Origin of the sequence: Streptomyces brevispora, assembly GCF_007829885.1 — a bacterium.
GTDB lineage: Bacteria > Actinomycetota > Actinomycetes > Streptomycetales > Streptomycetaceae > Streptomyces > Streptomyces brevispora.
The window spans coordinates 462,695-486,730 of record NZ_VIWW01000002.1; the positions used below are offsets into that span (position 1 = coordinate 462,695).

Consider the following 24,036-nt stretch of genomic DNA (forward strand, 5'->3'; position numbering starts at 1 on the left):
GCGGAGTGAATCCGGGCGGCCGGGTCAAACGGAGAGCATGACCTCAACCGACTTGCCGAGAGACGTACCGAGCACGCCCGAGGAATCCGGACGCGGTGGCCACGGCAACGGCCCCCGCCGCACCCGCCGATGGGGGAGGGTGGCCGCGATGTGCGCGGCCGCCATCGCCCTGCTCGTCCTCGGCACGCGGCTCAGCCTGCTGCCGGGGCTGGGCGACATCTTCGGCGAGAAGACCCACGACCGCTCAGGTCCCGCTGTGCTCAAGTCGATCCGCGACATGAGCAGATACGAGGCGGCAGCGGGCAATTTCCAGGTCGTCGTCGATCTGGAGAAGGACACGAAATTCCTCCCGGACGCGATCCGCGGCTCCCGCACCCTGTACGTCGGCGCGGGCACGGTCGGTGCCTCCGTCGACCTGGGCGAGGTGGCGAACAACGGAGTCGTCATCAACAAGGACCGGACCACGGCCGAGCTCCGGCTGCCGCACGCCGTCCTCGGGAAGCCGACGCTCGACCCTGACCGCTCCTACGCGGTGTCCAAGCAGCGCGGCCTCCTCGACCGTATCGGGGACTTCTTCTCCGACAACCCCGGCAGCGAGCAGGCGGTGAACAAGCTGGCAGCCAGGCACATCGGCGAGGCGGCCAAGGAGAGCGGCCTGACGCAACGCGCCGAGAAGAACACCACCGCCATGCTCCGTGGGCTCCTCGTCTCGCTCGGCTTCAAGGAGGTCACGGTCCACTACGGTGACGCCGGCAGGTAGCCACGGGCATCATTCCCCCTCAGCTCCCAGCCTCAACCCACAGCCTCAACTCACATCCCCAACTCCCAGCCACAGCTGCGGTTCCGAACTCCCGCTCTCAACGTCTCCCCTCAACTTTTCTTGTTTGCAGCTCCCTTGACGGCTACACCTCGATAGGTAACGTCAGCTGACGCCCCACGCGCCATCCCGCCATGCCGGACGACGGTGGCCGGCCACGGCGCCACCATCGGCGAGCTGGTGAAACAGGGAACCCTCGCCCTGCACAGGGCGAGGGTTCCTGCCGTGGCGCCGCGATCCGGCCCGTCGGACCGAGACGCGTGACTCGGCGAGGGGCGCCTACCAGAGGGATCAGCGGCAAATCGAACAGTCCGGGCAGCGAGGCGCCCGGACTGCCGCTGCCCGTGTCACCGTGGTCCGGCCCGCGACACCCGGATGGTCGGCTCCGTCACTCGTCTGCTGTCCGGGCCGCGCCGATTCGGCCGAGCGCGGCAACGCTGGGTCCGTCACCGCGTCTGCAGAATCGGGACCAGCATGCTCATATCGACCCACCCCGGCCTCGGCTCGCGCAGCCGTTCGCGTCGCGGGTACGCCTTCACCGCCGCGCTCACCGCGGCGGTGTACGGGGGAGTGGCGCCGGCCGCAGCGGAGGGGGTGTCCCCCATCGCTCCGGGCGGGGACGGAGGCGTCAGGCCCACGGTGGTGCTGGTGCACGGCGCGTTCGCCGACGCGTCCAGCTGGAACGGCGTCGCCGAGCGTCTGCAGCGCCGCGGATACACCGTCGTAGCCCCCGCCAACCCACTGCGCGGGCTGGCGGGAGACTCCGCCAGCACGGCCGACGTGCTCAAGCGGATCACCGGCCCGATCGTCCTGGTCGGCCACGCCTACGGTGGTGCGGTCATCAGCGGCGCGGCGGCAGGCAACCCGCAGGTCAGGTCGCTGGTCTACATATCCGCTTTCATGCCGGACACGGGCGAGGCCCTCGGCCCGCTCGGTTCCCGGTTCCCGGGAAGTGAACTGGGTACGGCACTCAGACGCATGCCCGTCCGGAACGCGGACGGCAGCCGTGGCACCGACCTCTACGTCCAGGACAGCAGGTTCCACGACATCGTCGCCGCCGACCGGCCCTCGGCCTCAGCCGCAGTGATGGCGGCCTCTCAACGCCCTTTGAGTGCAGCGGTGTTCGAGGACATGGCCACGACGGCCGCCTGGCGGACCATCCCGTCCTGGGCGCTGGTGGCCACCCGGGACAAGGTCATCGCCCCTGATCTGGAACGGTTTGAGGCCAGGCGTGCCCACTCACACACCATCGAGGTGAACTCCTCGCACATGGTCATGGTCTCCCGCCCCGATACGGTCACCGATCTCATCCTCGCCGCCACAGGTGAGCCCGCGACCGCGCATCGGCCGCTCGCCTCGCCGGGAACCAGGACACTGGTGCTCGCGGTGATCGGAAGCGCCGCGGGGCTGGCGGTGTTCGTGGGCGGCGGCCTGGTGACGGCCGTCCGCAGACGCAACAGCTTCGGACGCTGATACTGCCGCTGCCGCCGACGTTGTCACAACCCGACGCGACACGTCGGTTGTGGCGGGATTTCTGCGCGGCCGATGGTGTGGGAAGCAATGATGAGGAACCGCGGCCGATGAGGTGTCACGGCCGGATCGTCGACGATTGGACAGAAGTCATGCCTCTCCAGGGTGAGTACGAGCCGAGTCCCACTCAGTGGGTGCGGGACCAGGTCGAGCAGTACGAGAGTTCAGGCGGTAAGGAAGGGACGACGATGCGGGACATGCCCGTCATCATTCTGACCACCCGTGGTGCCAGGAGCGGGAAGATCCGTAAAACGCCGCTCATGCGCGTCGAGCACAACGGTTCATACGCGGTGGTCGCCTCACAGGGCGGAGCCCCGAAGCACCCGGTCTGGTACTACAACCTCACCGCCGACCCGCGTGCCGAACTGCAGGACGGGCCGGTGCGCCAGGACATGAACGCCCGGGAGGTGACCGGGGACGAGAAGGCGCTCTGGTGGGAGCGCGCCGTCGAGGCGTTTCCCGACTACGCCGACTACCAGAAGAAGACGGACCGGCAGATCCCGGTCTTCGTTCTGGAGCCGGCGGAATCCGGCCACTGACGAGCCCGGCGCACGCCCCGGAGGCCCCACCGGTTCTTTTGGACCGGTGGGGCCTCCGGCCGTCTCTGCGGTGGGCGCAGTCCCTGCGGCGGCCGGGGAAACTCCTCAACAGCCCCGTACGCAACGGCGGAGGCACGGCGGACACTCGGCGGGCGGCGAGCTGTTACGCGGGTGGCGGGCGCGGCGGGATACTGTCCAGCACGGCCCCTTGAGCTGTGGGCCGAGTGGGAAGGATTCAGAACCTGATGGCAGACAATTCCTACCTGGTCGCGTTCGTCCGGGCGCGCCTCGACGAGGAAGAAGAGGTCGCACGAGCGGCCGGCGGCGAGGGGTGGCGGTGTCCGGCCGAGGTGCCGGGCGAAATCCACGACCGGACCGGCGCGATCGCGTTCAGCCTGAGGACACTCGGCTACAACCACCACATCGCCCGGCAGGATCCCGCGCGAACCCTCCAGCGCATCGAGACGAGCCGCGTTCTCCTGGACGAGTACGCGGAGGTCGCCGAGCTGGACACCGACCGCCCCGACCGGGACTTCGCATCGGGGCGGGCCTTCGGGCTGGGCTTCGTGGTCCGGCAGATGGCCGCGGAGCAAGCGGGGCACCCCGACTACCAGGTGAAGTGGCTCCCGCGGTTCACGCAGTAGCGCCGCGGCCCGGTCTCCCGCGACGGCCGGGCCCGGCGATCCGGGCGGCGGCCCCTTCGTATCCATCGCACCCCTCGAAGGGCCGTCGGCCGGATCTCACCAGGCGCGCTCAGAGGGGATTCATGCGCCCGTCACCCTTGGTGCTCACCTGGTCACTCCGCTCGTTGAGGCGGCGCGCCTTGTTCTTGAGGCGCTCCCGCTCCTGTGGATCGGAGGCCCGCTCGGCAGCCTCCTGCATCTCCTGCGCCTTGGCGCGAATACGCTCGGCGCGGCCTCCGGATTCATCCGCAACGCTCATGATCACTCCTGGATCTCGGGGGAGAGCCGACGCCACCAGCGAATCAGCGCTCCCGCGCACCTGCATCTCGAACGGTGACCGACTGCTACGGGTGCGTGCGGCGCGAGAGCGTTTTCGAGAGCATGCCGCCAGGGGCGAAGACCACCCCGCCGGTGTCTCGGTTGTTCAAGTTCGAGGCCGGCTGCCACAACCGGTCCTACGAGGGCGGAGCGAACGCCTACCGGTGCGGTGCGGAATCCGCCCTGGAGTTCCGTACGACCGCGGTCGGCCTCGTCGCAGGGTGGGAGCAGTACGGATTCGAACGCGAGGTGGGGGTTGCGATGAGCACATCGGGACAGCGGCCGGACCGGACCAGGCCTGGATGAGGCCGGGCGGGAGGTGGTCGGGCTGCCCGCCGGAATGGCGTACGGTAGGGACCACAACGACGCGGGGTGGAGCAGCTCGGTAGCTCGCTGGGCTCATAACCCAGAGGTCGCAGGTTCAAATCCTGTCCCCGCTACTGCCAGAACAGGGCCCGGAACCATATGGTTCCGGGCCCTGTTGGTTTCTGCGTCCACCCTCGTGGACAGAGCGACCGCCCCCGCATGCGCGCGTCAGCCGAATGGGCTGTTGTTCGGCGAACCGTCCTCTGCGCGGTCCCCGAAGATCGTGGAGTACGCGATGAGCGCGATGAACGGGAAGACGATGACATCGACCCACATCCAGGTGCGCGCGCCGATGACCAGCGGGCAGACGATGGATGCCGCGTAGACCACGAGCACCGTCACGACGAAGACCGCGATCGCGGCCCGTGCGGCGGCCCTGCGCAGATACTCGGCGGCGCGCCGGTCGTCAGCGTGCGCGAAGGAAGTGAGAGGCGAGGGTGTCGACGCCATCGGGGCGGCGCAGAACCGCATGGGCGGCCGGCCCGGCTGCGGCGGCCGCGGACGGTGGACCAATCAGCCGGCCCGTGACGGTGAGCGCTGCGGCCGCCCATGCGGCGGTTCTGCGCCCAGCGATCGGGACAGGTACATCGTGAAGGTCCTCCAGAAACGGTGCGGGGGGAGCTCGGACGGTAGAAGGGCACCGTTCGCGAGCATTGCAACGCCCTGGACCCGGCCGAGACTACGCAGCGGTTTGACCAGCACGGAGCGCAGCGGCGAGGGGGCCGGCGCGCACGGCGATGCGATCTGCAGCATCGTCCGAGTCAAGGTAGAGCAAGTCTCCCTACCGGGATTGCGTACCCCCAATGCCCTGAATGGCCCAGTCCCGCTCGCGCCAGCGCGCCGCAGACAGTTCCCTGACAGACAGACAGACAGACGAGCAGGGCCGGGCAGTGCAGGGGGCAGGGCAGGAGGCATGGTGGAGGACGGAAGGGAGCGGGATGACGACGGCTTCGAGCAGTCCGAGCAGTCCGACCTCCAGGGTCTGCGCACGCGGGTGGCAGCCCTCGAACGCGATCGGGTACGGCAGCCCCGTCATCACGGCCGCTCCCTCCTCGCCGCGGTGCTGATCACGGTCGGATGCCTCCTCGTCCCCCTCTCCGTCGTTGCGGCCTGGGCGGCCGATGAGGTTGGGGACACCGGCCGCTACGTGGACACGGTCGCGCCCCTGGCCTCCGACTCCGATGTCCAGGACGCTGTGGCCGGACGAGTGACCGACGCGCTCATGACCCGGATCGACCTCTCGACCCTGCTCGGGGACACGGCGCCCGCGGACCGGCCCCGCCTGGAAAAGGCGCTGGGCCTGCTGGGTGACTCGCTGGAAAGCGCGGTCCGCAGCTTCGTGCAGGACAAGGCGCGCGCCGTCGCCGCCTCGGACGGGTTCAAGACGATCTGGACCGAGGCCAACCGCCGGGCGCACAGCGCCGTGGACAAGGCACTGACCGGCTCGGGCGGCGGAGCGATCGAGCTGACGAACGACGCGGTCACGCTCGACCTCGCCCCCGTGGTCGACCGGGTCAAACAACGCCTGGTCGACGAGGGGATGACATTCGTCGGACGGCTCCCCGAGATCCACACCGACATCACGCTCGTCAGGTCCGATGACATCGGCAAGGTCAAGATGTACCTGCGGGTGCTGCAGTTCCTGGGCAACTGGCTCCCGGTGCTCGCCCTCGTCCTGATCGCCGCCGGTGTGCTGCTCGCGGTGCGACGACGCCGGGCTCTGACCGCGGGATGCCTCGGCGCCGCCGTCGCCGCCGGAGTCCTCGGCATCGGGCTGCACATCTTCCGGCTGATCTACCTGGACGCGCTGCCGGCCGACGTCTCCCCGGGCGCGGCGGGCGCGTTCTACGACATCATGACTCACTTCCTGCAGACCATGGTCCGGATGGTCGTCGCGCTCGGCGTCGTCATCGCCCTGGCGGCATGGCTCACGGGTCCGGGCCGACGCGCCGGACTTGTACGGCGGCTGTGGGTCTCGGGCATCGCGGCGATGCGTTCCACCGCTGACGGTGCCGGGCTGCGTACCGGACCGGTGGGCCCCTTCGTACGTCGCTGCCGCATCTGGATCACCTGGGTGCTGGTAGCCGCCTCGCTGCTGGTGTACCTGTTGTGGCCGTATCCCACCGGCTGGGTGGTGGTCGCCATCGCGCTGTGCCTGCTGTTCCTGCTGGCCGTGGTGGAGTTCCTGGCGGCCCGGCCGGCCACGGGGGACCGGGAACCGGCGGCGCCCCCTGCCTGACCGGCTGAGGTCACCCGACAGAAAGGACCTCTGCCATGGCGGGAGTCGAGGCGGAAGCGGTCCGGCGGATGACCGGAGCCTTGTTCATCGAGCGCGGACTGCGCAGTCGGGCTCGACCTGCTTCTGTGGCCTACTCGTGCTGGCCGCCGTCATCGCCGGTGCCGGTGTGGTCGGGGACTCGACCGCCACGGTGATCGGCGCGATGATCGTCGCCCCGTTGATGACACCCATCCTAGGGTGCGCGCTGGCACTCGTCCTGGCACGTCGACGACAGGTGACGCGCTGCCTTCTGCTGGTGATTGGGGGCGCCCTGGCGGTGATCACGATCGGGGTGCTGCTCGGCTGGATTGTCTCCTCGCCTGACGCCTACACCTCCAACAGTCAGGTCTCCTCGCGCATCAGCCCCCGCCTCATCGACCTGCTGGCAGCGCTGGCCACCGGTACCGTCGGCGCGTTCGCCCTCGTGCGCGCCGACATCTCCGACACCCTTCTCGGCGTCGCGATCGCCATCTCCCTGGTGCCGCCGCTGGCCGTGACCGGGCTTCTGCTCACGGTGCACCGCTATCACGACGCCGGGCAGTCGGCGCTGTTCGCCACGAACGTGGCCGCCATCGTGGCCACGGGAACCGTGGCCTTCCTGTGCTACGGCGTCCGGGCGGGAGCCGAGAGAGCGCACATGCGCGTAGGCCAGTTCCGTGGAAGAACGCTGGGTGCGGTGGTGTGCGTGGTCGTGCTCGTCGCGGTTCCGCTCACGGTCGGCACCGTCACTGTCGCCCAGGACCGCTCGCTGGCCACCGACGCCCGGCCGGTCGCGGAGAAGTGGGCCGCCACCGGGACATGGCAGATCATGTCCGTGGAGGCACGCAACGGTATCGTCGTGATCAGCGCACTCGGACTGCCTCCACAGCCCGCGCCGACCGCGCTGCGCACCGCCCTCGACGACCACGGCATGCGTGACGCTGATCTCGAACTCCATCTGGTCGGCGGGCGTACGCAGTGGTGCCCCTCCGAAACGGACACCTGCACGGTCCAAGAGGGCGGCCGCAGTTGTCTGCGCCCGGACTCGCGCGAGGTGTATGCGCCGCCGTGATCGGAATGCGCGATGCAACCGCGCGTCAGGTTCAGGCAGTCCAAGGCCCGACCGGGAGCCACGGCCGTGGCAGGAGCGGCACGATGTCGTACTGCTGACACGGCGTTGTGATGCATTGTCTGGGCGCCGGGACACAGACATGGCCGATGGGTGCGACGACGGTGGCGCAGGGGTTCGCCTGCGTCACCGCCGACCCCTCCGCGGCGTGTGCAGAACCGGTCAGGGTGAGAGGAAGGGCGGCGAGAACAACTGCCGTCCCGACGTGCAGCAGATTCTTGATCACGGACAACAGGCATAGCCGCTCTGCCGACCCGGGGGAAGTCCTTGAAGGGCCAAGTCACCCGCATGGGGCGACGATTTCACCGTAGAAGCGATGCCGCGTAGGCAACCGTCAACTGTGCTGTGAGGATGCGTCTCGCGGCGCTGCGAAGTCATTCGCTGTGGTCCGGCCCGGATGCTTCAGGGAAGTCCATGAGGATCCCGAGCGGGCACTGAGCCACGGCAGCAACTGCCTTACGCTGGAACGGATTCCGTCTCGGTCTCGGATCTCGGCCGCCAGGAATGGCCCCCTCCGGTATCGACTCCTCACCGTACCGGGCGCATCAATCAGATCCGGAAATGTCACCCGCGAAAACGATCATCTGGTCGATCCTGGTATCCCGCAGGTGCACCACATCCGTGCCGGCCAGTGTCGGCCCGCTGCCAGGTGTGCTGTACACCCAGCGGTAACGCGCCCATTCCCCCGGTACGTCGACCGCTGACGCGCGCACCATCGAGCCCGGTCCCGCAGGATGCCGCCGCATCTCCAGCACGAAACGCTCGACCGCTTCCACGCCTTCACTGCGCCCCAGTGGTCCCCAGAAGATCACGTCGGGGGTGAGCGCTTGGGCGAGCAACTCCGTGACGTAGCTGTCGGCAGATGCGTTGAACGCCGAGACGAACGTATCGATGGCTGCTTGAGCGGGTTCTTCCTGCATCGTCAATTTCTATCAGAGCCCGGACGCCGAGCCCTTGAGAACAGCTCCGTCGACCGCGCACCGGGAGGGGGTGCGGTCCCTGCCGAGAGAACTTCAGGAGTCTGCGACGTCGGGCGGACGGCTGAGGAGAGAAGCAGTAAGCCGGCGTCGGTCTCGCGGTATTCGGCACGGCGGGCAGGGCCGCCGGGCTCGCCCGGGAGTCGACGCAGGCCATCCGTGTGGACTTCGCCGCGGCGAACAAGTGGGCGTCCTACTCCATGGTGGGTGTCCTCGTGCTCGCCTTCATCTGTTCGCTGTGGCACCCGGACCCGCGCGTGACGGGAGTGCCGGGAGCGCACGACCAGTGGAGGAGCCCACGCAGAGCCGCATGGCTCCGCCTGCTTACGCCCTGCGGGGCTCCCCCTCTTGCTGGACCCCGCCCTGCCTGCCGAACCCGGCCCCGCCAGGCGTCGCAAGATATTCCTTGACGTGAATATTCGTAGTGAGGAATATTTCTCTCATGGCAGATGCACTCCTCATCGCACTGGCTGACCCGGCCCGCTGGCGGCTCGTCAACCTGCTGGCCGAGCGGCCCCGCTCGGTCGGCGTCCTTGCTCAGCTGGCCCAGGCGCGCCAGCCCCAGACGACCAAGCACTTGCAGACCCTTGAGCGCGCAGGCATCGTCACCGCGCAGCGCACCGGCCAGCGCCGTATCTACGCACTCCGGCCGGGTCCACTGCGGGATCTGGCGGCTGCGCTCAACCTGCTGGCCGACACCGCGGAGCAGGTCGATGGCCCGCGCGCGACTTACGATCGCTACGGGCTCAGCCTCCACGCGGAGCGGCTTGCCGCCGAGGAATCAGGGTGGGCCGACGGCCGCTCGTTCAGGTTCCTCAGGTCGATGACGGTGCGCCCCGACCTGGTCTGGCGTCATCTGACCGAGGCCTCCCTGCTCGCCCGATGGTGGACGCCCGACGACCTCCGCACATCTGAGCTCGTCTTTGATGCGCGACCGGGTGGGCGCATCGTCCTGGAGTACCGCGATGCCGGGGACGCAGAAGGCTCCGCCCTGGTCGCGGGGCGCGCCGAGGGAGCCGTTGACGAGCTGAGTCCTGGTGAACGCCTGACCTACCGGCTTTCCCCACTGCTTCCCGACGGAGGCTTCGCCTTCACCGCACACGTCGATCTCGACCTGAGCTCCACCGATGCCGGCACAGACCTGGACGTCCACTACCGGATCACCGACAGCACTGTCGACTCCGCGGACTTCATCGCAGGCATCGAGATCGGCTTCGGCCAGAGCCTCGACAAGCTCGCGGCGACCCTTGCAGCCGACTCGCATCACCCCGTCAGCGCCAACGGCACTCACGACACCGGCGGCACCGAAACCGACACGAGGAGCACGAAGTGACAGAGCGGACCGCCCGCCGCAGGATCGTCACCAACATGAGCCTGTCCCTCGACGGCCGCTACGCCGCGCCGGACGACCCGCTGGACATGGGGTGGGTAATGCCATACGCAGTCACCGACGTCGCTCGCGACCACCTGGCCGGGATCCGGGAGCCGGCGACGACGGTCCTGCTCGGACGGGTCAACGCCGAGGGGTTCCTCGGCTTCTGGCCCACCGTCATCGAAATGGAAGGGGCCGACCCGCGCGACGTGGGCTTCGCGAAGTGGCTCGTCGACACCGACAAGGTGGTTCTGTCCTCCACCCTCGAAGAAGCCCCTTGGGAGCGGACGACGATCGTCGACAAGCCGACCGCCGAGGTGGCAGAGGACCTCAGAACGACCGAGGGCGGAGACATTCTCGTGCTCTCCAGCGGGAGCGTCATCAAGGCCCTGCTGGCGGCCGACAAGGTCGACCGGCTGGCGCTCACGATCTTCCCGGTCTTCCTCGGCGGCGGTCCGCGCCTCTTCGACGACGGGCTGCCTGTAGGACATTGGACGCTCGTCAGCCAGGCTGCGGGCGAGCACGGCACGTTGGCCCTCGTCTACGACCGAGTCCGCTGAGCCGGTCGTTCAACACGGTCGCCCTCCGAGCCCGGCCCGGGCCCGGAGGGCGACCGCAACACATCGGCCTGCTCGACGAGGCCTCGTCGCACGCTCACCGCAGACTCCGCCCCGCGACTCTGCAGCGCCCGCAGCACCTGAGCGACTCTTGACGGGCGAGGCCACGGACGAACCGGACAGAGGATCCGCGGACACGGTCATCAACGATGCCGCATCGCTCAGTGCCCATCGCTGCAGCACGGAAGAGGCTCTTCCCAGGTGAAGAACAGTTACGGGTCTTGTCCGCGGGGCCGCGTTGGGGGCGGCGGTCGTGGGGTGGTCAGCAACTGCTTGGCATCGTTGAGCCGGGAGCTACGTATGGGGCTTCTCGCTACGGTCGGTCAAGGCAGGATCTCGACGTACCCGTCGGTTCCGTGTACGCGGATCCGCTGCCCGTCGCGCACCAGCCGGGTGGCCTGCTCCACGCCCACGACGGCCGGCAAGCCGTACTCCCGGGCGATCACCGCGCCATGGGTCATCAGGCCGCCCACCTCCGTCACCAGGCCCGCGATTGCGACGAACAGCGGCGACCAGCTGGGGTCCGTGAAGGTCGTGACCAGGATGTCGCCCGCTTCGACATCGGCTTTCGCCATGTCAAGGATCACGCGGGCCCTTCCCTCGACGGTCCCGGCGGAAACAGGTAGGCCGATCAGGGCGCCGGCCGGTACGTCGTCGCGCCGGTAGGCCCCGGTGACGGCCTCACCATCCGAGGTGAGTACCCGGGGTGGTGTGAGCGCGCCGTATGACCGGAACGCGTCCTTGCGCTCCTGGATGAGCTGGTCATCCACCTGGTTCGAGCGCACGACGTCGTGGAGTTCCTGGAACGTGAGGTAGAAGACGTCCCCCACCTCACGAAGCACGTCGGCCTGCACGAGGCGCTCGGCCTCCTCCAGCAGGGCCTGCTTGTAGACGAAGTAGCGGCTGACGATGCCGTACTTCGGGTACTCCCGGTACCCGATGAAGGTTCTGACCCGGTCGATCATCCGCTTGGCCTCGTCAGCCTTCCGGTCCCCGTCCGGCAGGGCCCGCAAGCGTGACAGCACGTCCTGTTCCTTCTTCCGGGCCTTCTGCCGCCCTTGCTCGAAGCGCCGCTCGGCGGCGCCCGGCTCGAAGTTCCTGACGTTGTCGAGGATCACGGGCACGAGCGTGGTCGGGCGCTCGCGCCAACGTGGCCTCGTGATGTCGATCTCGCCGACGCAGCGCATACCGTACCGGTCGAGGTAGGCCTCCATGGCGTCGCGCGCCTCGGTACCGCCCTCGAACTTCGCCAGCTCGTCCAGGAAGCCCTCGTCCTCGACGCCCTGCAGGAACGCCACCACCTCCGCATGCGGGCGGATCACGTCCGCGACGTCGAGCAGCGCCAGTCCCATCTCCGACGTGATGTTGTCGGGGGCGGACAGCGTGAGCGTGTCAGCCGCGTTCTTCTCGCCCAGCCACTCCTGCAGCTTGTCGTTGAGCCACCACGTGGCCTCCATCCCCGCCATGATCACCTGAAGGTTCAGCGGATCACCGAGGACTCGCTTGTGCTCCTCGAAGGTCTCCAGTAGGAATTCGAACAGCGCCGGTCCGGTCTTCGTCCGGATGTTGCGCTCCAGGGCGGCGACGGAAGCCTGACTGCGCTCGATCAGCGCGGTCACGAGGGCCGGATCGGTCTCGATCGGGGCGGACGCACCGCCGCCCGGTAGCCTGTCGCCGGACCCCGAGTCCGGGAGTGACGGGACGAAGTCGTCGCGGTCGAGGACGGTTTCCAGAGCGTCCCTCACCAGCGGATCGTCTCTCCCCATGACGTCCAGGAGAGCGGCGCGGCTAGCAGGCGAGACCAGGCGCCGGGTGACGTCCACGAACAGCCTCCCGCCGGCCTCGTGCATCGGCACCATGGCCGTCAGCTGCCACATGGAGAACCCCAAGGGCTTCATGGGGTCGGTCATCATCTGCTGATGACCGACGGAGACGTAGACGTGATTCTCCTGGTCGTCGGCCACGGGGATGGGGAACAACGTCGTGATCGGCCGGCTCTGAACAATCTGGAAGCCGTCATCGACCAGGCACCATTCGACGTCCTGCGGACGGCCGAAGTGCGCCTCGATCCGCCGCCCGAGCTCCACGAGCCGCACGACCTGCGTATCCGTCAGCGCCGGCTGCTCCTGCTGCCGCGAGTCGATCGCCACTTCCCGCGTACCGCCGGCTGGCAGGGCGTGGACGGCACGCTGTTTGGTGGAGATCGCCCTGGCGACGACTTCGCCGCCCCGCACCTTGAAGACATCCGGGTTCACCAGGCCGGAGACCATGGCCTCGCCGAGGCCGAAGCCGGCGTCCACGGTGGCGACCTTCCGGTTGCCCGTGACGGGGTCGGCCGTGAACAGGATGCCGGCAGCATGCGGGAAGACCATCTGCTGCACGACCACGGCCATGTGGACCGTGCGATGGTCGAAGCCGTTCCGCTGCCGGTAGGTCACGGCCCGCTCGGTGAACAGCGAGGCCCAGCAACGGCTCACGTGCTGGAGGATCGCCGTCGGCCCCACGACGTTCAGGTACGTGTCCTGCTGGCCGGCGAAGGAGGCCGTCGGCAGGTCCTCTGCCGTCGCACTGGATCGGACGGCGTAGGCGGTGTGCTCGCCGAGCCGGGCGAGCGCGCGGGTGATCGCCGCCGCGAGATCGCCCGGGACGGCAATCCCTTCGATGGTCCGACGAATCTGCGCGCTGAGCGTGCGGATCGCCTCCCGGTCGTCCGGGTTCAAGCGCGACAACTGATCGAGCCGCTCGTCGATCGACGGCGCTTGCTCCATGACCCGCCGGAAAGCGTCCGTCGTCACACAGAATCCACTCGGGACAGAAATGGCTTCGATCCGTGACAGCCCGCCCAGGTGCGCGCCCTTGCCGCCGACGACCGCGACCCGCATCTCGTCGACCTCTTGAAGGTCCCACACATCCGGCTCAACCATTGTGATACCTCCGCGGCAGCCAAACTCCGTTGCCCTGTGGTGTGCCGATCGAATCACCGGCGCCCCCAACTCTGTCGAACCTCTTGTTGGGCAAGGCCTTGTCCCTGGTCGCTTTCCCTCTGACGAGTCGGCTGCTCCGCCCAGTCGGGCGCCGCGGACCCCCGCAACTGCACTGCCGGTCCCACCGCTGGTTCGACGTCACCGCGTCCGCCATAGGTCGACAACAACACACGTTCGTCGTGCCCTCATTTCCGCAGGTTGTGGCATAGGCCGACGATTCTGCGCCTTGACCGGGGTCTTGTGGCAAGCCCCCCAGTGCGCTATACGTTGAGAGTGGCAAGGAGGGAGTTCTCCTTGCCTTTTCCTTTTGCCGGCCCATGGAACTGACAAGCCTTTCGGGACGTGGCGGCGCGCCGGGTACTCGGGTACGCGTTGTTTGGCGCAGGGCATCCGGTGGGCGCTCTGATCGCGGTGGCGGTATGCGCGGTGGTGGCCGGGGCCCGAGGGTTCACCGCGATCGGGGAATGGGCCCGGGACGCCGGAAGTGCCGCGCTGGAAAGGCTGGGACTTGAGCGGGGCGGGGTGGACGAATCTACTCTGCGACGCCTGTTCGCCCGTCTCGACGCGGATCGTCTCGATGCGGTGCTGGGCGCCTGGGCCTTGGCCGGGACCGTGCTTGTCGCGGGCCGCAGGGTGATCGCGATCGACGGCAAGACGGTCCGCGGTGCACGCGGTGGCGGCTCCTCGGCCCCGCACCTGGTCGCCGCCCTCGCTCACGGGTCCGGGGCGGTGCTCGGCCAGGTCGCGGTGGGTGAGAAGAGCAACGAGATCCCCGCCGCCCGGGAACTGCTTCAACTCCTCGACCTGGACGGCGTGGTCGTCACGATGGACGCACTGCACACCCAGCACGACACGGCGTCCCTGGTGACCGAGGCCGACGGAGACTACGTCCTGACCGTGAAGGCCAATCAGAAGTCCTTGTATGCACAGCTCAAAATGCTTCCCTGGGCTTCGATACCCGCCGTCACCAGGACGGACCGAGGACACGGACGTCGGGCCACCCGCACGATCAAGGTCGTCGACGTGCCGGTACGGGTCGAGTTCACCGCTGCCGCGCAGGTCGTTCAACTGCGGCGCACCGTCACCAGGAAGGGCCGCCGGAGCGTCGAGATCGTCTACCTGATCACCAGCGCGGACGCCCACACCGCGCCGCCGGCATTTCTGGCCACATGGGTGCAGTCGCACTGGGAGATCGAGAACCGCCTGCACTGGGTTCGCGACGTCACCTTCGACGAGGACCGATCCCAGGTCCGCACCAACGCACCCCGTGTCATGGCGGGCCTGCGCAACACCGCGATCACCCTTCTCCGCCTGGACGGACACCACAACATCGCCGCCGCCCTGCGACATCACGCCCGCGACACCGACCGCCCCATCAACCTGCTGCTGGCAGCGTGATCAACGACTTTGCCGGGACCCTGGGGTAACCCGGGGGAGCGCCCGGGTCATTCCTGCATCGGGTTGTGCCTCGTCTTCCTGATCGTGCGGTGCCGTTCGTAGCGGCGGCCGGAGCCTTCCTCGGTGCCCTGCGAACGTCGACGGGGTGATGCCGTTTCTGGCTGTGGCCGGATGGCTCGGCGCCCGGTTCCAGGGCGCGAGGCGCGGTGGTGGGTCCCGGCGCCGGCGGCCGCCGGAACTGCCCCGCCGATCCTGGCCGTGGCGGTGCTCGTGGAGGCGGGCCTCCTGGCAGGGCTCGGCGGATGGCTCGCGGTGACGGCCGCGCTCGCCGACACCGCGGTGGTCGCCCGAAGGCTGCTGCTGCCGGACCGCCCGCGGATCTCCGGCGGCGCGATGTTCGGGCGGGTGGCGCTGTACGGGACGCTCGCTGTCGTCACCGTCGGCACGCTCGCCGGCATCGGCCTGTACGCCGGGATCGGATACGAGTCTCCGCCGCTGAGTACGGAACGGGTCGCTGGACATGGGCCGACGGAAAGGGCGGCACGCTCATCCTCGCGGCGGACGGCAAGGCCGTGGCAAGGTCCTGCTTCCTCTGGGTAGCCCCACTGAGCCCTCTCCACTGGTTCATCCCGTCGGAATGGCACCCGTCACGCCGACGATGATCCACTCCCGGACTGTGATCTGAGTCACGATCAATGTTTGCTAAGTTCACGCAAATTTATGCAAAGCGTCGCTCCTAAGGTGTGTGTGCTGGTGGCGGTACCGGCGTGCAGGTGGCGCGAGGTGGCTGATGGTGCTGGATGAGCAAGAGGGAACGTCTGTGCGCCAACGCGATGGTCGCTCCGTGACTTTTCCACGAATTGCCCCTGCACACTTGTTCGTTCCCAAGTGTTGTTGAGAGTGAAGGGCGCACGCCCCGCGTACTTCCCGGGCTCAAAGCAGCGCGCCCGGCACTTCGCACGAACAGAGGCCCTCGCCTGTGACGATCCACCTCGTAGGTGACCTGATGATCCTGGCGGTCACGATCCGCGTCTTCGGTAGGGACGCCGTCACTCTGCTGCGCCATCTGGCCGCTGCGGGAGTCCGGGTCGGGGTGAGCGAGATGAGCCGCCGTCCCCACGACGGGAAGGAAGGCCGGTGACCGAGTCCCGAAGCCGCACGCGTCCGGGCGCCGATCCGATGACCCAACAGCTCCCCGACCTCTCCTTCACCGCTTTCCACCAGATGAACCGCCCGCGCTACATCCACTACGCCGAGACGTTCCTGCACAACCGCCACGACGCCGAAGAGGCGATCGACAGCGCCTTCGAGCAGCTCCTGCGAACCTGGGACAAAGTCCTGCGCGTCGAGAATCCCTCCGGTTACGCATGGACGGTCATGCGCAACAAGGTCAACGACCACAGCCGCGCGCGCCGGCGCCGGCCCCCGCTGCTCGACGACGAGGCCTTCAACACCTTCGCCCTGCGCGACGCCGTCGATCCGTACGGACAGATCACCGAGTCCCTCGCACTCATGAGGGCCATGCGCCAGCTCACCGAGCGTCAGCTCGACGTCATGGTGATGACCTACCTCACGGACTGAACGCACCCGAAGTCGCCGACGTCCTCGGCATCACCAGCGCCACCGTCCGCTCCACGGTCCGCCATGCGACGCGCCGGCTGCGGGACATCCTGGGACCCGACCGCGCCATGGAAGGACGACGATGACACGCCACATCACGGAGTTCCTCTCCCGCGCCCGCCTCGTCACCACCCCCTACACACAGGACGACATCGACGCCGCCGAGACCCGCCTCCTCGCCCGGCTCCCGACCACCAGCCCGTCCTCCGCGCCACCCGCACCCTATTTCCCCGCGCCTGAGGAAGCGACGGAGTACGAAGCAGCCCAGAACCTGCAGACCCTCTGTGAAACCGTCGTCACCCGCAACACCGCCCTCAGCACCCTGGACACCTTCCTCACCCCGCAACTCCCCGAACCGCCGGGCGCACGCGTTCTGGGCTGCATCCTCCAGCTCGCCGAATCCGAGGAGAACGCCCGCTTCTGGTGGCAGTACGCAGCAGGCGCCGGCGACCCCGCGGCCTCCTACTGCCTCTACCTCCACCACCTCGCGCTCGGCGAGCACGGTGAAGCCCGCTGGTGGTACGAGCAGACCGAGCAGATCCAGAGCGCTCCGCCCTCCACCGACGACTTCACCGACGCCGCTTCCGACGTCACCGCTGACGACGTGCCGGGCATCGTCAGCGACGCGCTCAACGCCGTGACGACCACCGACGCGAGCCTGCTGCCCACGGCGCTGCGCATTCTCGGCGCGCTCAAGACCGACCCGGCCCCGGTGCCCGCCATGGTCGGTGCCGTACTCGACTACGTTCCTGCGGCCGTCAGTTACATCGACGACTTCGAACTTCCCCTGCCCGCACCCGGCTTCACCGACCACATCCGCACCCTCACCGCCACCAGCACGCCCACCCCCGGACGGCCTCCCATACGCAACCAGCTCCAGCCCCGCCCCAAACCCACCCGGCCGCTCATCGCCGCCGCCCGCCGGTGCCCCCAATGGTGCTGGGGGTAGCCGCCCGGGGCCGGCCGGGCGACGAAGCAACTCGGGCAGGACGTCGCGATCAGCTCGTCGAGGAGCACCGGTGCTCGGCATCCGGCTGTCAGCGGCAGTCAAGGACCGAGCGCCCCGGCGAGCTCCGCCGCGTCGGGCGGGTTGGCCCCGGCCCTTGCCACGGTGACGGCCGCCGAGGCCGACGCGTGGCGCAGGACGTCGGTGACCGTTGCCCGGTCCAGCGAACGGAGCCGATCCCGGCCGCCCGGGCCGAGCAGTCCGTGTGCGGCCAGTGCATGCAGGGTGCCCGACATGAAGGCGTCCCCCGCCCCGACCGTGTCGACGACCTCGGTGGGCAGCGCGTCGACCGTCACCTGCTCGTCGGGCAGGACCGCCAGGGCCCCGTCGGCGCCCCGGGTGACGAGGACGACGGCCGGGCCGGTGGCGAGCCATCGCTCGGCGACCTGCCCCGGTTCCTGGCCCGGATACAGCCATTCCAGGTCCTCATCACTCGCCTTGACCACATCGCTGAGCGCGACGCAGCGCTCGACCTCGCGGACGGCGGCCTCGTGGTCTCCCATCAACTCCGGCCGCACGTTGGGGTCGTAGCTGACGGTGGCGGCCTTCCGCAGCGAGTCGACTGCGGCGACGACCGCGGTCGCCCCGGGTGCCATCACCGCGGCGATCGACCCGGTGTGGACGTGCCGGGGCGGCTGTTCCAAGGAGACGGGGCCGAGCGTCCAGGTGATCTCGAAGGTGTACGTGGCCGTCCCGGTGTCGTCCAGGGTCACGGCGGCGGACGGGGTGGCGGCCATCGCGCCGTCCGTGCGGACCTCGACCCCGGCGTCGTTCAGATGGTCACGGATCCGCCGCCCGTTGCCGTCCGGGCCGAGCTGGGTGAGAAGGGTGACGCCGTGCCCGAGCCTGGCCAGGCCGTACGCGACGTTGGCCGGGCTGCCTCCCGGGTGGACCTGGTCGGGCGCATCCGGCAGCCGGACGATGTCGGCGACGCATTCGCCGATGACCAGCAGATCGATTCTGTCGAGCATGAGGGTGAGGTCTCCTGGAGTGCGGTGACGTACGTGTCCTGGCAGGCGGCACAGACTCCCAACACATTGAGCCCGATCCTGCCGCGTGCATAGTGGCTATCGGCGGCATCGGCGACCTGCCGGCCGTCGACGAACGCCTCGATGCGTCCCCCGTACGACGCGCCGGGGCCGACCAGATCCGGACGGATGGCGGCGGCACGCTACGGGGCGCCCTTTAGCTCCGGCATCCTCGCCGGCGGCAACCGCTACGAGTACGCCGAGGCGCCCGCCCACATTGTCGAGAAGGTGAGCCGGATCAAGGGACTGGCGCAGGAGCACGGCATCGGCATCAAGTCCGCCGCTCTCCAGTTCGTGCTGGCACACCCGGCCGTGGCGGCGGCGATCCCCGGCGCGACCCGTCCCAGCCGCATCGCCGAGGATCTCGGCGCCCTCACCGAAAACGTGCCGCATGCCTTCTGGAAGTCGCTGCGCGACCAGAAGATCATCGCCCACGACGCACCCGTTCCCATGAAGGACGCGTCATGAGCTCCACCACCGCCACCCTCACCACCCCGAAGACCGCCGACCGGGTCTGGCAGCTCATCGGCGGCTTTGGCACTGCCGTACATCAGGGAGCCGGCTCGGCGAGGGCGGCCGGCTGCGCACTCTGACGAACGAAGAGGCGGCGTCATCGTGGAACGCCTGGAGTCCTTCGACGAGTCGGCCCGGTGTCCCGGGCGGCAGGCCAGGAGGCGAGATGCACCTCGACGGTGGCCAGGCCCAGGCGGACTGTGACCTCGCAGCCTGCGAGGGAGGTCGGCTCCCGGCGAAGGCGTCCGAACAGCCGACTTCATCGTGGCTCGCACGCCGGTCAGCCGGTCTCCGTGAGCGCCTCACCGGAGTGCGTGCGATGGGAGGGCTGAGGTGCTCAGTGGTCTGTCAGGCGTTCGATGGCGATCATGGCGGCGTCGTCGCCAAGCCGGCCGCCCGCGTAGGCGAGCAGGTCGGCGCGCAGGTGCTGCAGGAGGACCTCGGGACGTTGCCCGGTCCAGGCGGCGGCGCGTTCGGCGAGTGGGTAGAAGTCGCCCTGGGAGTTGCGGGCTTCGGTCACGCCGTCGGTGTACAGCAGGAGAACGTCGCCGGCCGTGAAGTCGAACGTGTCGACGTGGTGGCGGGGTGTGACCAGTTGCAGGCCGAGCGGGGGGCTGGGCCGGTGGGCGGAGAGTGCGGTGATCCGCCCCTGTCGTAGCAGGAGTGGCGAGGGGTGGCCGCAGTGGACCGTCTTGATGGTGGGGCTGTGGTCGGGGATGTCGAGGAGCAGCGCGGTGATGAAGCACTCCTGCGCCAGATCGCCTTCACCGGGCTCGGCGAGGTTCCAGCAGACGCTCGCGTCCAGGTAAGCGGTGAGATCCGCCAGGCCGACCTGCCGGTGCGCCGCTGCTCGGAAGGCACCCAGCAGTAGCGCGGCGTCGCCCACGGCGGTGAGGCCGTTGCCGCGGACGTCGCCGACGAGCAGCCGGGTGCCGGAGGTGGTCCGAGTCGCCGCGTACAGGTCGCCGCCGATCTGCATCTCGCTTTCCGCCGCCAGATACACCGCGGCTACGCGCAGCGGCCCGATCCGTGCGGGCAGCGGGCGAAGCACCAGATTCTGGGCGATCTCGGAGACCTGACGCACTCGTGTCAGCTCCCGTGCCCTCCGGTCCCGTGCCTCGGACAGGAGCGCCGCGAACACGGAGACCAGAACCACGCTGAACACCTGCGCCATGCGTTCCGACGAGGCGAGGTCCTTGAGTGCGACGCCCAGGATCACCTGGCCCGCCACGGCCAGCACTCCGGTCAGCGCGATCAGCCTCGGCCCGGCGCTGGCCGCGGCGAGCGCCGGGGCGGCGACCAGGAGCGGTCCGAGGTGCAGGTGACCGGGGGTGGCCAGGTTGATGGTGGTGATCGCGACGATCAGCGCGAGCGGAACGGCCACCAGGCCAGGGGTCTCGTGCCACGGTCGGCGGCGAGTTGCCGGTTTTCGGGAGAGCACCTTTCCGTAGTACACCGCGAATGCCTTCGCCGCAGGGCGAGCACAAGCCCGGATGCCGAGGAGTGGACGATGATCTGTCGGGCGACATCGAGGGCGAGGGCGGGGCGCTCCGAAGCGGCAAGTGACCGGTACCGTGCCGCCCCACGGTGGCAAGGTCGCGCTTGCTCGTGTTGGTCACTGCCTGGGGCCGTTTCATGAGGGACCGGCCGTCCCCCTATCAAGCTGTGCGCAGCACCGGTCGCGCCCGACGCGGACCTCAACGCGCGCGTGGTGGCCGCGCTCGACGCCGGCATGGGCCGCTACGTTGGCGCGCACCTCAACGCGGGGCGTCGAAGACCTGTTGGAGAGCGGCGCGGCACCGGTCGATGCCATGTGCGACGCGCATCGGGCCGCCTTCCGGGGGTCCTCGACCGCTCTTGTCCCAGCCACCCAACCCCTCTGATCCCAGCAGCAAATCGTGGATGGGGCTAATTTTAGATGCATCTAAGTTGCTGGTTACAGTAGAAACTGCCCCGGTGGTCGGTTCCGGAAGGTCGGTTCCGAAGGAGGCATCATGGGCAAGGTCTGGTTCATCACCGGTACGTCCCGCGGCCTCGGCCGCGCGTTCGCCGAGTCCGCCCTGGAACGCGGGGACAAGGTCGCCGCGACCGCCAGGAACAGGCCGCACTGGATGATCTCGTCACCAAGTACGGCGACGCAGTTCTGCCCCTGGCGCTCGACGTCACGGACAAGGCGGCCGTCACCGCATCGGTGGCCGCCGCGCACGAGAAGCTCGGCCGCCTCGAGGTGGTCGTCAACAACGCGGGCTACGGCCTGTTCGGCATGGTCGAGGAGATTACCGAACAGCAATTGCGCGACCAGATGGAGACGAACCTGTTCGGTGCGTTCTGGGTCACCCAGGCCGTACTGCCGATCATGCGCGCCCAGGGCAGCGGCCACATCGTGCAGATCTCGTCCATCGGCGGCGTCGCCGCGTTCCCCTCGTTCGGCGGATACCACGCCTCCAAGTGGGCGCTCGAGGGCTTCAGTGATGCCCTTGCCCAAGAGGTCGCCGGTGCGGGAATCAAGGTCACCCTGGTCGAGCCGGGCGGCTTCAGTACCGACTGGGCCGGCTCCTCCGGCGTGCACGCAGACCCGAACCCCGTCTACGACCAGGTCCGGGAGGCCACCGCGGCCCGCCTGGGTAACGCTCGGTACGCCGAAGCTTCCGGCGCCGGGGCCGCACTGCTGCGGATCGTCGATGCCGAGAACCCGCCGCTGCGCGTGCTGTTCGGCACCGAGCCCATCGAGATTATCGAGCCCCTCTACGCCCAGCGCCTGAAGACCTGAAACGAATGGCAGGACGTGTCCCGGATCGCGCAGGGCTGACCGGGCGCGCCACGCTGGACCACCGGCCAATACTTCGAGAGCTGCGCGGAGGCCAAACAGGTCACCGAGCGGGCCAACGGCGTCACCCCGTACGCCCTCGGCCGCGACAACGCCGTACGCCTGCGGGCTGTCCCCGGGGTTTCGTGCGCCAGTGGCCTGCGCTGCACGCCATGAACCCGCGACGCAAACAATGGGCCCGGCTGCGACGCCAGTTGTGCCAGTACCCGCGCCCCTAGGGTGAGCCGTCCGCCGCCGGAACACGGGGTCGAGTCCGCCGGAGCTCTTCTGCGACCGGGTCACGGTTGTTCTGCCGCCCGGGTGGCCCACCATTTCGCCGAATACCCCACCCGGCACGAACCGGGTGAGTTCGCCACGGTGTTCGCGCTGATGTGGATTGCCTGGCTCAACGACAGCATCCGCCTTCAACTACTTCGCCAGCAAAGAGGCCGTGGGGGTCGGCGGGGAACGCCTCGATGCCGTAAAGGTTGCACCGGCAGGCGCCGGTGGGCGTCGAGGTGCTCGCGCTCGGCTCGAAGCGGATCGCGGCTGGTCCACCGCTCGCCCGGTTGCCGGCCGGTCAGGTCAAGGCCTTCTTCAGGAAACTGATGGCCAGTTCACGGGCGACGTCGGTGGCGTGGCAGTCGCGGAGTCTGTCGAGCATCAGGAAGTCGTGGACCATGCCCTGTACCCGCACCGCGGTCACATCGACGCCGGCCGCGCGGAGCTTCGCCGCGTAGGCTTCACCCTCGTCGCGCAGGACGTCGGCCTCGTCGGTGATGACAAGGGCCGGAGGCAGGCCCCTGAGCTGATCAGTACTCGCCCGCAACGGGGAGGCGTAGGGCTCGGCCCGCTGGTTCGGGTCGGTTGTGTACTGGTCCCAGAACCAGAGCATGCCGTCCCGCGTGAGGTAGTAGCCGTCCGCGAACTGAAGGTATGAGGCTGTGTCGAAGTCGGCATTCGTGACCGGGTACAGCAGCACCTGAGCCCTGACGTCCACACCACCGCGGTCCTTGGCCATGAGGGCGAACACCGCGGACATGTTGCCGCCCACGGAGTCACCGCAGACCGCGAGACGGGAGCCGTCCAGACCGTGCTCGGCACCGTGCTCAACGACCCACTTGCCGACGGCCCAGTTCTGCTCGATCTGAGCCGGGTACTTGGCCTCGGGCGCCCGGTCATAGACGGGGAAGACCGCGGCGGCGTCCGCACCGGTGGCCAGTTCCCGTACGAGACGGTCGTGGGTGTTCTCGTCGCCGAAGACCCAGCCGGCCCCGTGGATGAAGAACATGACCGGAAGATCACCGGCTGCGCCCTTGGGGCGAACGATCCGTGCGCGGACACGGCCGTACGGGCCGGCGTCGACCGTCACCCACTCCTCGTCGACCTCCGGTTTGTCGACGCCCTCACCCGTCTGGAGCCCTGCCAGGATGTCCCGGCCCTGCTCCGGTGGCACCTCGTAGATCCTCGGGTGCGGCGACGTGGCCTCGGCGAGTTCCAGCGCGGCGGCTTCGAGGACCGGGGCGGGCGGGGGCGGTAGCACGGCCATGCCGACCTCCAGTGTGTTGCGCGAATGATGCTCCTCCACCCATCCATGCTCCAGGGTGATGCACCCCGCGCAACTCGGAAGCTTCTGCGGACACAGTGCGCCCGGCTGAGAGGCGCCTCTGCCCGGAGCTGAACCTGCTCAACTGCACCGGCTCGAACCCGGACACATGCGAATACCGCGAGAACGTCGGCGTCCGCGCCACGATGCACCCCGCGGCTCCCACGTCGGCCCCCGGTGCCCCTTCGGCAGCGCTGGGCGCCTGCGTTCACGTATCGCTTGGCGCACAGGTCCAAGGCGCTGAGGACCGGTTGCGGCACCAGGAGCGGATGCGATGTTGCCGAGCACACGGAACATTGCGTGCTGCGACTCTGATACACGGGCTCGTCCGGAGTAATGCCGTGTCCCTGGCGATACGGGAGATATCGTCACGTTTCTGGACGGTTGTCTTCCGTCGTGTCCGATTCACGAGGGGCGTCATGGACGACAGGCAGGCCGAGGACGGGACAGCCCCCAACGACGGGGCACCC

Annotated in this window: 22 protein-coding genes, 1 tRNA gene and 2 pseudogenes; 18 read left to right on the forward strand and 7 right to left on the reverse strand. The window is 68.8% G+C overall.

What is annotated here, in order from left to right; all coding sequences use genetic code 11:
• Window positions 1–37: 37 nt before the first annotated feature.
• From FHX80_RS31550 to FHX80_RS31565, 4 genes are all read left to right on the forward strand, one after another.
• Complete coding sequence (locus tag FHX80_RS31550) at window positions 38–760, forward strand: DUF4230 domain-containing protein (protein ID WP_145767904.1); 723 nt, start codon at window positions 38–40, stop codon at window positions 758–760.
• A 531-nt stretch (window positions 761–1,291) separates the two neighbouring features.
• A complete protein-coding gene (locus tag FHX80_RS31555; RefSeq protein ID WP_145767905.1) occupies window positions 1,292–2,290 on the forward strand; it encodes an alpha/beta fold hydrolase in 999 nt (332 codons plus the stop codon).
• A gap of 149 nt (window positions 2,291–2,439) precedes the next feature.
• Window positions 2,440–2,886 carry a nitroreductase family deazaflavin-dependent oxidoreductase gene (locus FHX80_RS31560; RefSeq protein WP_145767906.1) on the forward strand — a complete coding sequence of 149 codons (447 nt, stop codon included), beginning with the start codon at window positions 2,440–2,442 and terminating at the stop codon, window positions 2,884–2,886.
• A gap of 245 nt (window positions 2,887–3,131) precedes the next feature.
• Window positions 3,132–3,530: a DUF6221 family protein gene (locus FHX80_RS31565; RefSeq protein WP_145767907.1), complete on the forward strand. Its 399-nt coding sequence runs from the start codon at window positions 3,132–3,134 to the stop codon at window positions 3,528–3,530.
• A gap of 109 nt (window positions 3,531–3,639) precedes the next feature.
• On the opposite strand, the gene FHX80_RS31570 is transcribed toward FHX80_RS31565, so the two are convergent.
• Window positions 3,640–3,828, reverse strand: a complete 189-nt coding sequence (locus FHX80_RS31570) for a DUF6381 family protein (RefSeq protein ID WP_145767908.1) — start codon at window positions 3,826–3,828, stop codon at window positions 3,640–3,642.
• 152 nt (window positions 3,829–3,980) lie between these two features.
• Here FHX80_RS31570 and FHX80_RS31575 point away from each other — a divergent pair, with 152 nt between their 5' ends.
• The gene (locus FHX80_RS31575; RefSeq protein ID WP_145767909.1) at window positions 3,981–4,193 is read left to right on the forward strand and encodes a hypothetical protein; all 213 of its coding nucleotides are present in this window, start codon (window positions 3,981–3,983) and stop codon (window positions 4,191–4,193) included.
• 60 nt (window positions 4,194–4,253) lie between these two features.
• Window positions 4,254–4,327 (forward strand) — tRNA-Met (locus tag FHX80_RS31580).
• A 94-nt stretch (window positions 4,328–4,421) separates the two neighbouring features.
• On the opposite strand, the gene FHX80_RS31585 is transcribed toward FHX80_RS31580, so the two are convergent.
• Window positions 4,422–4,703: a hypothetical protein gene (locus FHX80_RS31585; RefSeq protein WP_145767910.1), complete on the reverse strand. Its 282-nt coding sequence runs from the start codon at window positions 4,701–4,703 to the stop codon at window positions 4,422–4,424.
• Between the two features lie 463 nt (window positions 4,704–5,166).
• Between FHX80_RS31585 and FHX80_RS31590 the strand changes: the two genes are divergently transcribed.
• Together FHX80_RS31590 and FHX80_RS31595 are read left to right on the forward strand one after the other, a co-directional pair.
• Window positions 5,167–6,492, forward strand: coding sequence for a hypothetical protein (locus FHX80_RS31590; RefSeq protein ID WP_145767911.1), 1,326 nt, complete (start codon window positions 5,167–5,169; stop codon window positions 6,490–6,492).
• A gap of 136 nt (window positions 6,493–6,628) precedes the next feature.
• The gene (locus FHX80_RS31595) at window positions 6,629–7,582 is read left to right on the forward strand and encodes a DUF389 domain-containing protein (protein ID WP_244318708.1); all 954 of its coding nucleotides are present in this window, start codon (window positions 6,629–6,631) and stop codon (window positions 7,580–7,582) included.
• Between the two features lie 602 nt (window positions 7,583–8,184).
• On the opposite strand, the gene FHX80_RS31600 is transcribed toward FHX80_RS31595, so the two are convergent.
• Complete coding sequence (locus FHX80_RS31600) at window positions 8,185–8,559, reverse strand: nuclear transport factor 2 family protein (RefSeq protein ID WP_145767912.1); 375 nt, start codon at window positions 8,557–8,559, stop codon at window positions 8,185–8,187.
• A 499-nt stretch (window positions 8,560–9,058) separates the two neighbouring features.
• On the opposite strand from FHX80_RS31600, the gene FHX80_RS31605 reads away from it, so the two are divergent.
• Entirely contained in the window at window positions 9,059–9,949 is an 891-nt protein-coding gene (locus FHX80_RS31605; protein WP_145767913.1) for a metalloregulator ArsR/SmtB family transcription factor, read from the forward strand.
• Window positions 9,946–10,548, forward strand: a complete 603-nt coding sequence (locus tag FHX80_RS31610; protein WP_145767914.1) for a dihydrofolate reductase family protein — start codon at window positions 9,946–9,948, stop codon at window positions 10,546–10,548. The genes FHX80_RS31605 and FHX80_RS31610 overlap by 4 nt, the downstream gene beginning before the upstream one ends.
• Before the next feature lie 380 nt (window positions 10,549–10,928).
• Here the strand turns inward: FHX80_RS31610 and rph are convergent, their stop codons facing one another.
• On the reverse strand, window positions 10,929–13,529 hold the full coding sequence (rph, locus tag FHX80_RS31615; protein ID WP_145767915.1) for a rifamycin-inactivating phosphotransferase: 2,601 nt from the start codon (window positions 13,527–13,529) through the stop codon (window positions 10,929–10,931).
• A 453-nt stretch (window positions 13,530–13,982) separates the two neighbouring features.
• On the opposite strand from rph, the gene FHX80_RS31620 reads away from it, so the two are divergent.
• The 5 genes from FHX80_RS31620 to FHX80_RS31635 all read left to right on the forward strand — a co-directional run bounded on the left by FHX80_RS31620 (window position 13,983) and on the right by FHX80_RS31635 (window position 17,556).
• Complete coding sequence (locus FHX80_RS31620; RefSeq protein WP_145767916.1) at window positions 13,983–14,987, forward strand: ISAs1 family transposase; 1,005 nt, start codon at window positions 13,983–13,985, stop codon at window positions 14,985–14,987.
• 258 nt (window positions 14,988–15,245) lie between these two features.
• The gene (locus FHX80_RS31625; protein WP_145767917.1) at window positions 15,246–15,587 is read left to right on the forward strand and encodes a hypothetical protein; all 342 of its coding nucleotides are present in this window, start codon (window positions 15,246–15,248) and stop codon (window positions 15,585–15,587) included.
• 379 nt (window positions 15,588–15,966) lie between these two features.
• Complete coding sequence (locus FHX80_RS34940; protein ID WP_167523769.1) at window positions 15,967–16,128, forward strand: hypothetical protein; 162 nt, start codon at window positions 15,967–15,969, stop codon at window positions 16,126–16,128.
• The gene (locus tag FHX80_RS31630; protein ID WP_244318709.1) at window positions 16,125–16,568 is read left to right on the forward strand and encodes a sigma-70 family RNA polymerase sigma factor; all 444 of its coding nucleotides are present in this window, start codon (window positions 16,125–16,127) and stop codon (window positions 16,566–16,568) included. Before FHX80_RS34940 ends, FHX80_RS31630 begins: the two co-directional genes overlap by 4 nt.
• Window positions 16,569–16,689: 121 nt before the next feature.
• Complete coding sequence (locus FHX80_RS31635) at window positions 16,690–17,556, forward strand: hypothetical protein (protein ID WP_145767918.1); 867 nt, start codon at window positions 16,690–16,692, stop codon at window positions 17,554–17,556.
• A gap of 98 nt (window positions 17,557–17,654) precedes the next feature.
• Here FHX80_RS31635 and FHX80_RS31640 read toward each other — a convergent pair whose 3' ends face one another.
• Window positions 17,655–18,584: a carbohydrate kinase family protein gene (locus tag FHX80_RS31640; protein WP_145767919.1), complete on the reverse strand. Its 930-nt coding sequence runs from the start codon at window positions 18,582–18,584 to the stop codon at window positions 17,655–17,657.
• Window positions 18,585–18,788: 204 nt separating this feature from the next.
• On the opposite strand from FHX80_RS31640, the pseudogene FHX80_RS31645 reads away from it, so the two are divergent.
• A pseudogene (locus FHX80_RS31645) lies at window positions 18,789–19,109 on the forward strand (aldo/keto reductase); the annotation flags it as partial.
• Window positions 19,106–19,234: a hypothetical protein gene (locus FHX80_RS36465; protein WP_280118786.1), complete on the forward strand. Its 129-nt coding sequence runs from the start codon at window positions 19,106–19,108 to the stop codon at window positions 19,232–19,234. The pseudogene FHX80_RS31645 and the gene FHX80_RS36465, both read left to right, overlap by 4 nt.
• A 257-nt stretch (window positions 19,235–19,491) precedes the next feature.
• Here the strand turns inward: FHX80_RS36465 and FHX80_RS31655 are convergent, their stop codons facing one another.
• A complete protein-coding gene (locus FHX80_RS31655; protein ID WP_341874047.1) occupies window positions 19,492–20,538 on the reverse strand; it encodes a PP2C family protein-serine/threonine phosphatase in 1,047 nt (348 codons plus the stop codon).
• Window positions 20,539–21,148: 610 nt separating this feature from the next.
• On the opposite strand from FHX80_RS31655, the pseudogene FHX80_RS31660 reads away from it, so the two are divergent.
• A pseudogene (locus tag FHX80_RS31660) lies at window positions 21,149–21,924 on the forward strand (SDR family NAD(P)-dependent oxidoreductase).
• Window positions 21,925–22,540: 616 nt separating this feature from the next.
• On the opposite strand, the gene FHX80_RS31665 reads toward FHX80_RS31660, so the two are convergent.
• Window positions 22,541–23,509 carry an alpha/beta hydrolase gene (locus tag FHX80_RS31665; RefSeq protein ID WP_145768146.1) on the reverse strand — a complete coding sequence of 323 codons (969 nt, stop codon included), beginning with the start codon at window positions 23,507–23,509 and terminating at the stop codon, window positions 22,541–22,543.
• Between the last annotated feature and the right edge of the window lie 527 nt (window positions 23,510–24,036).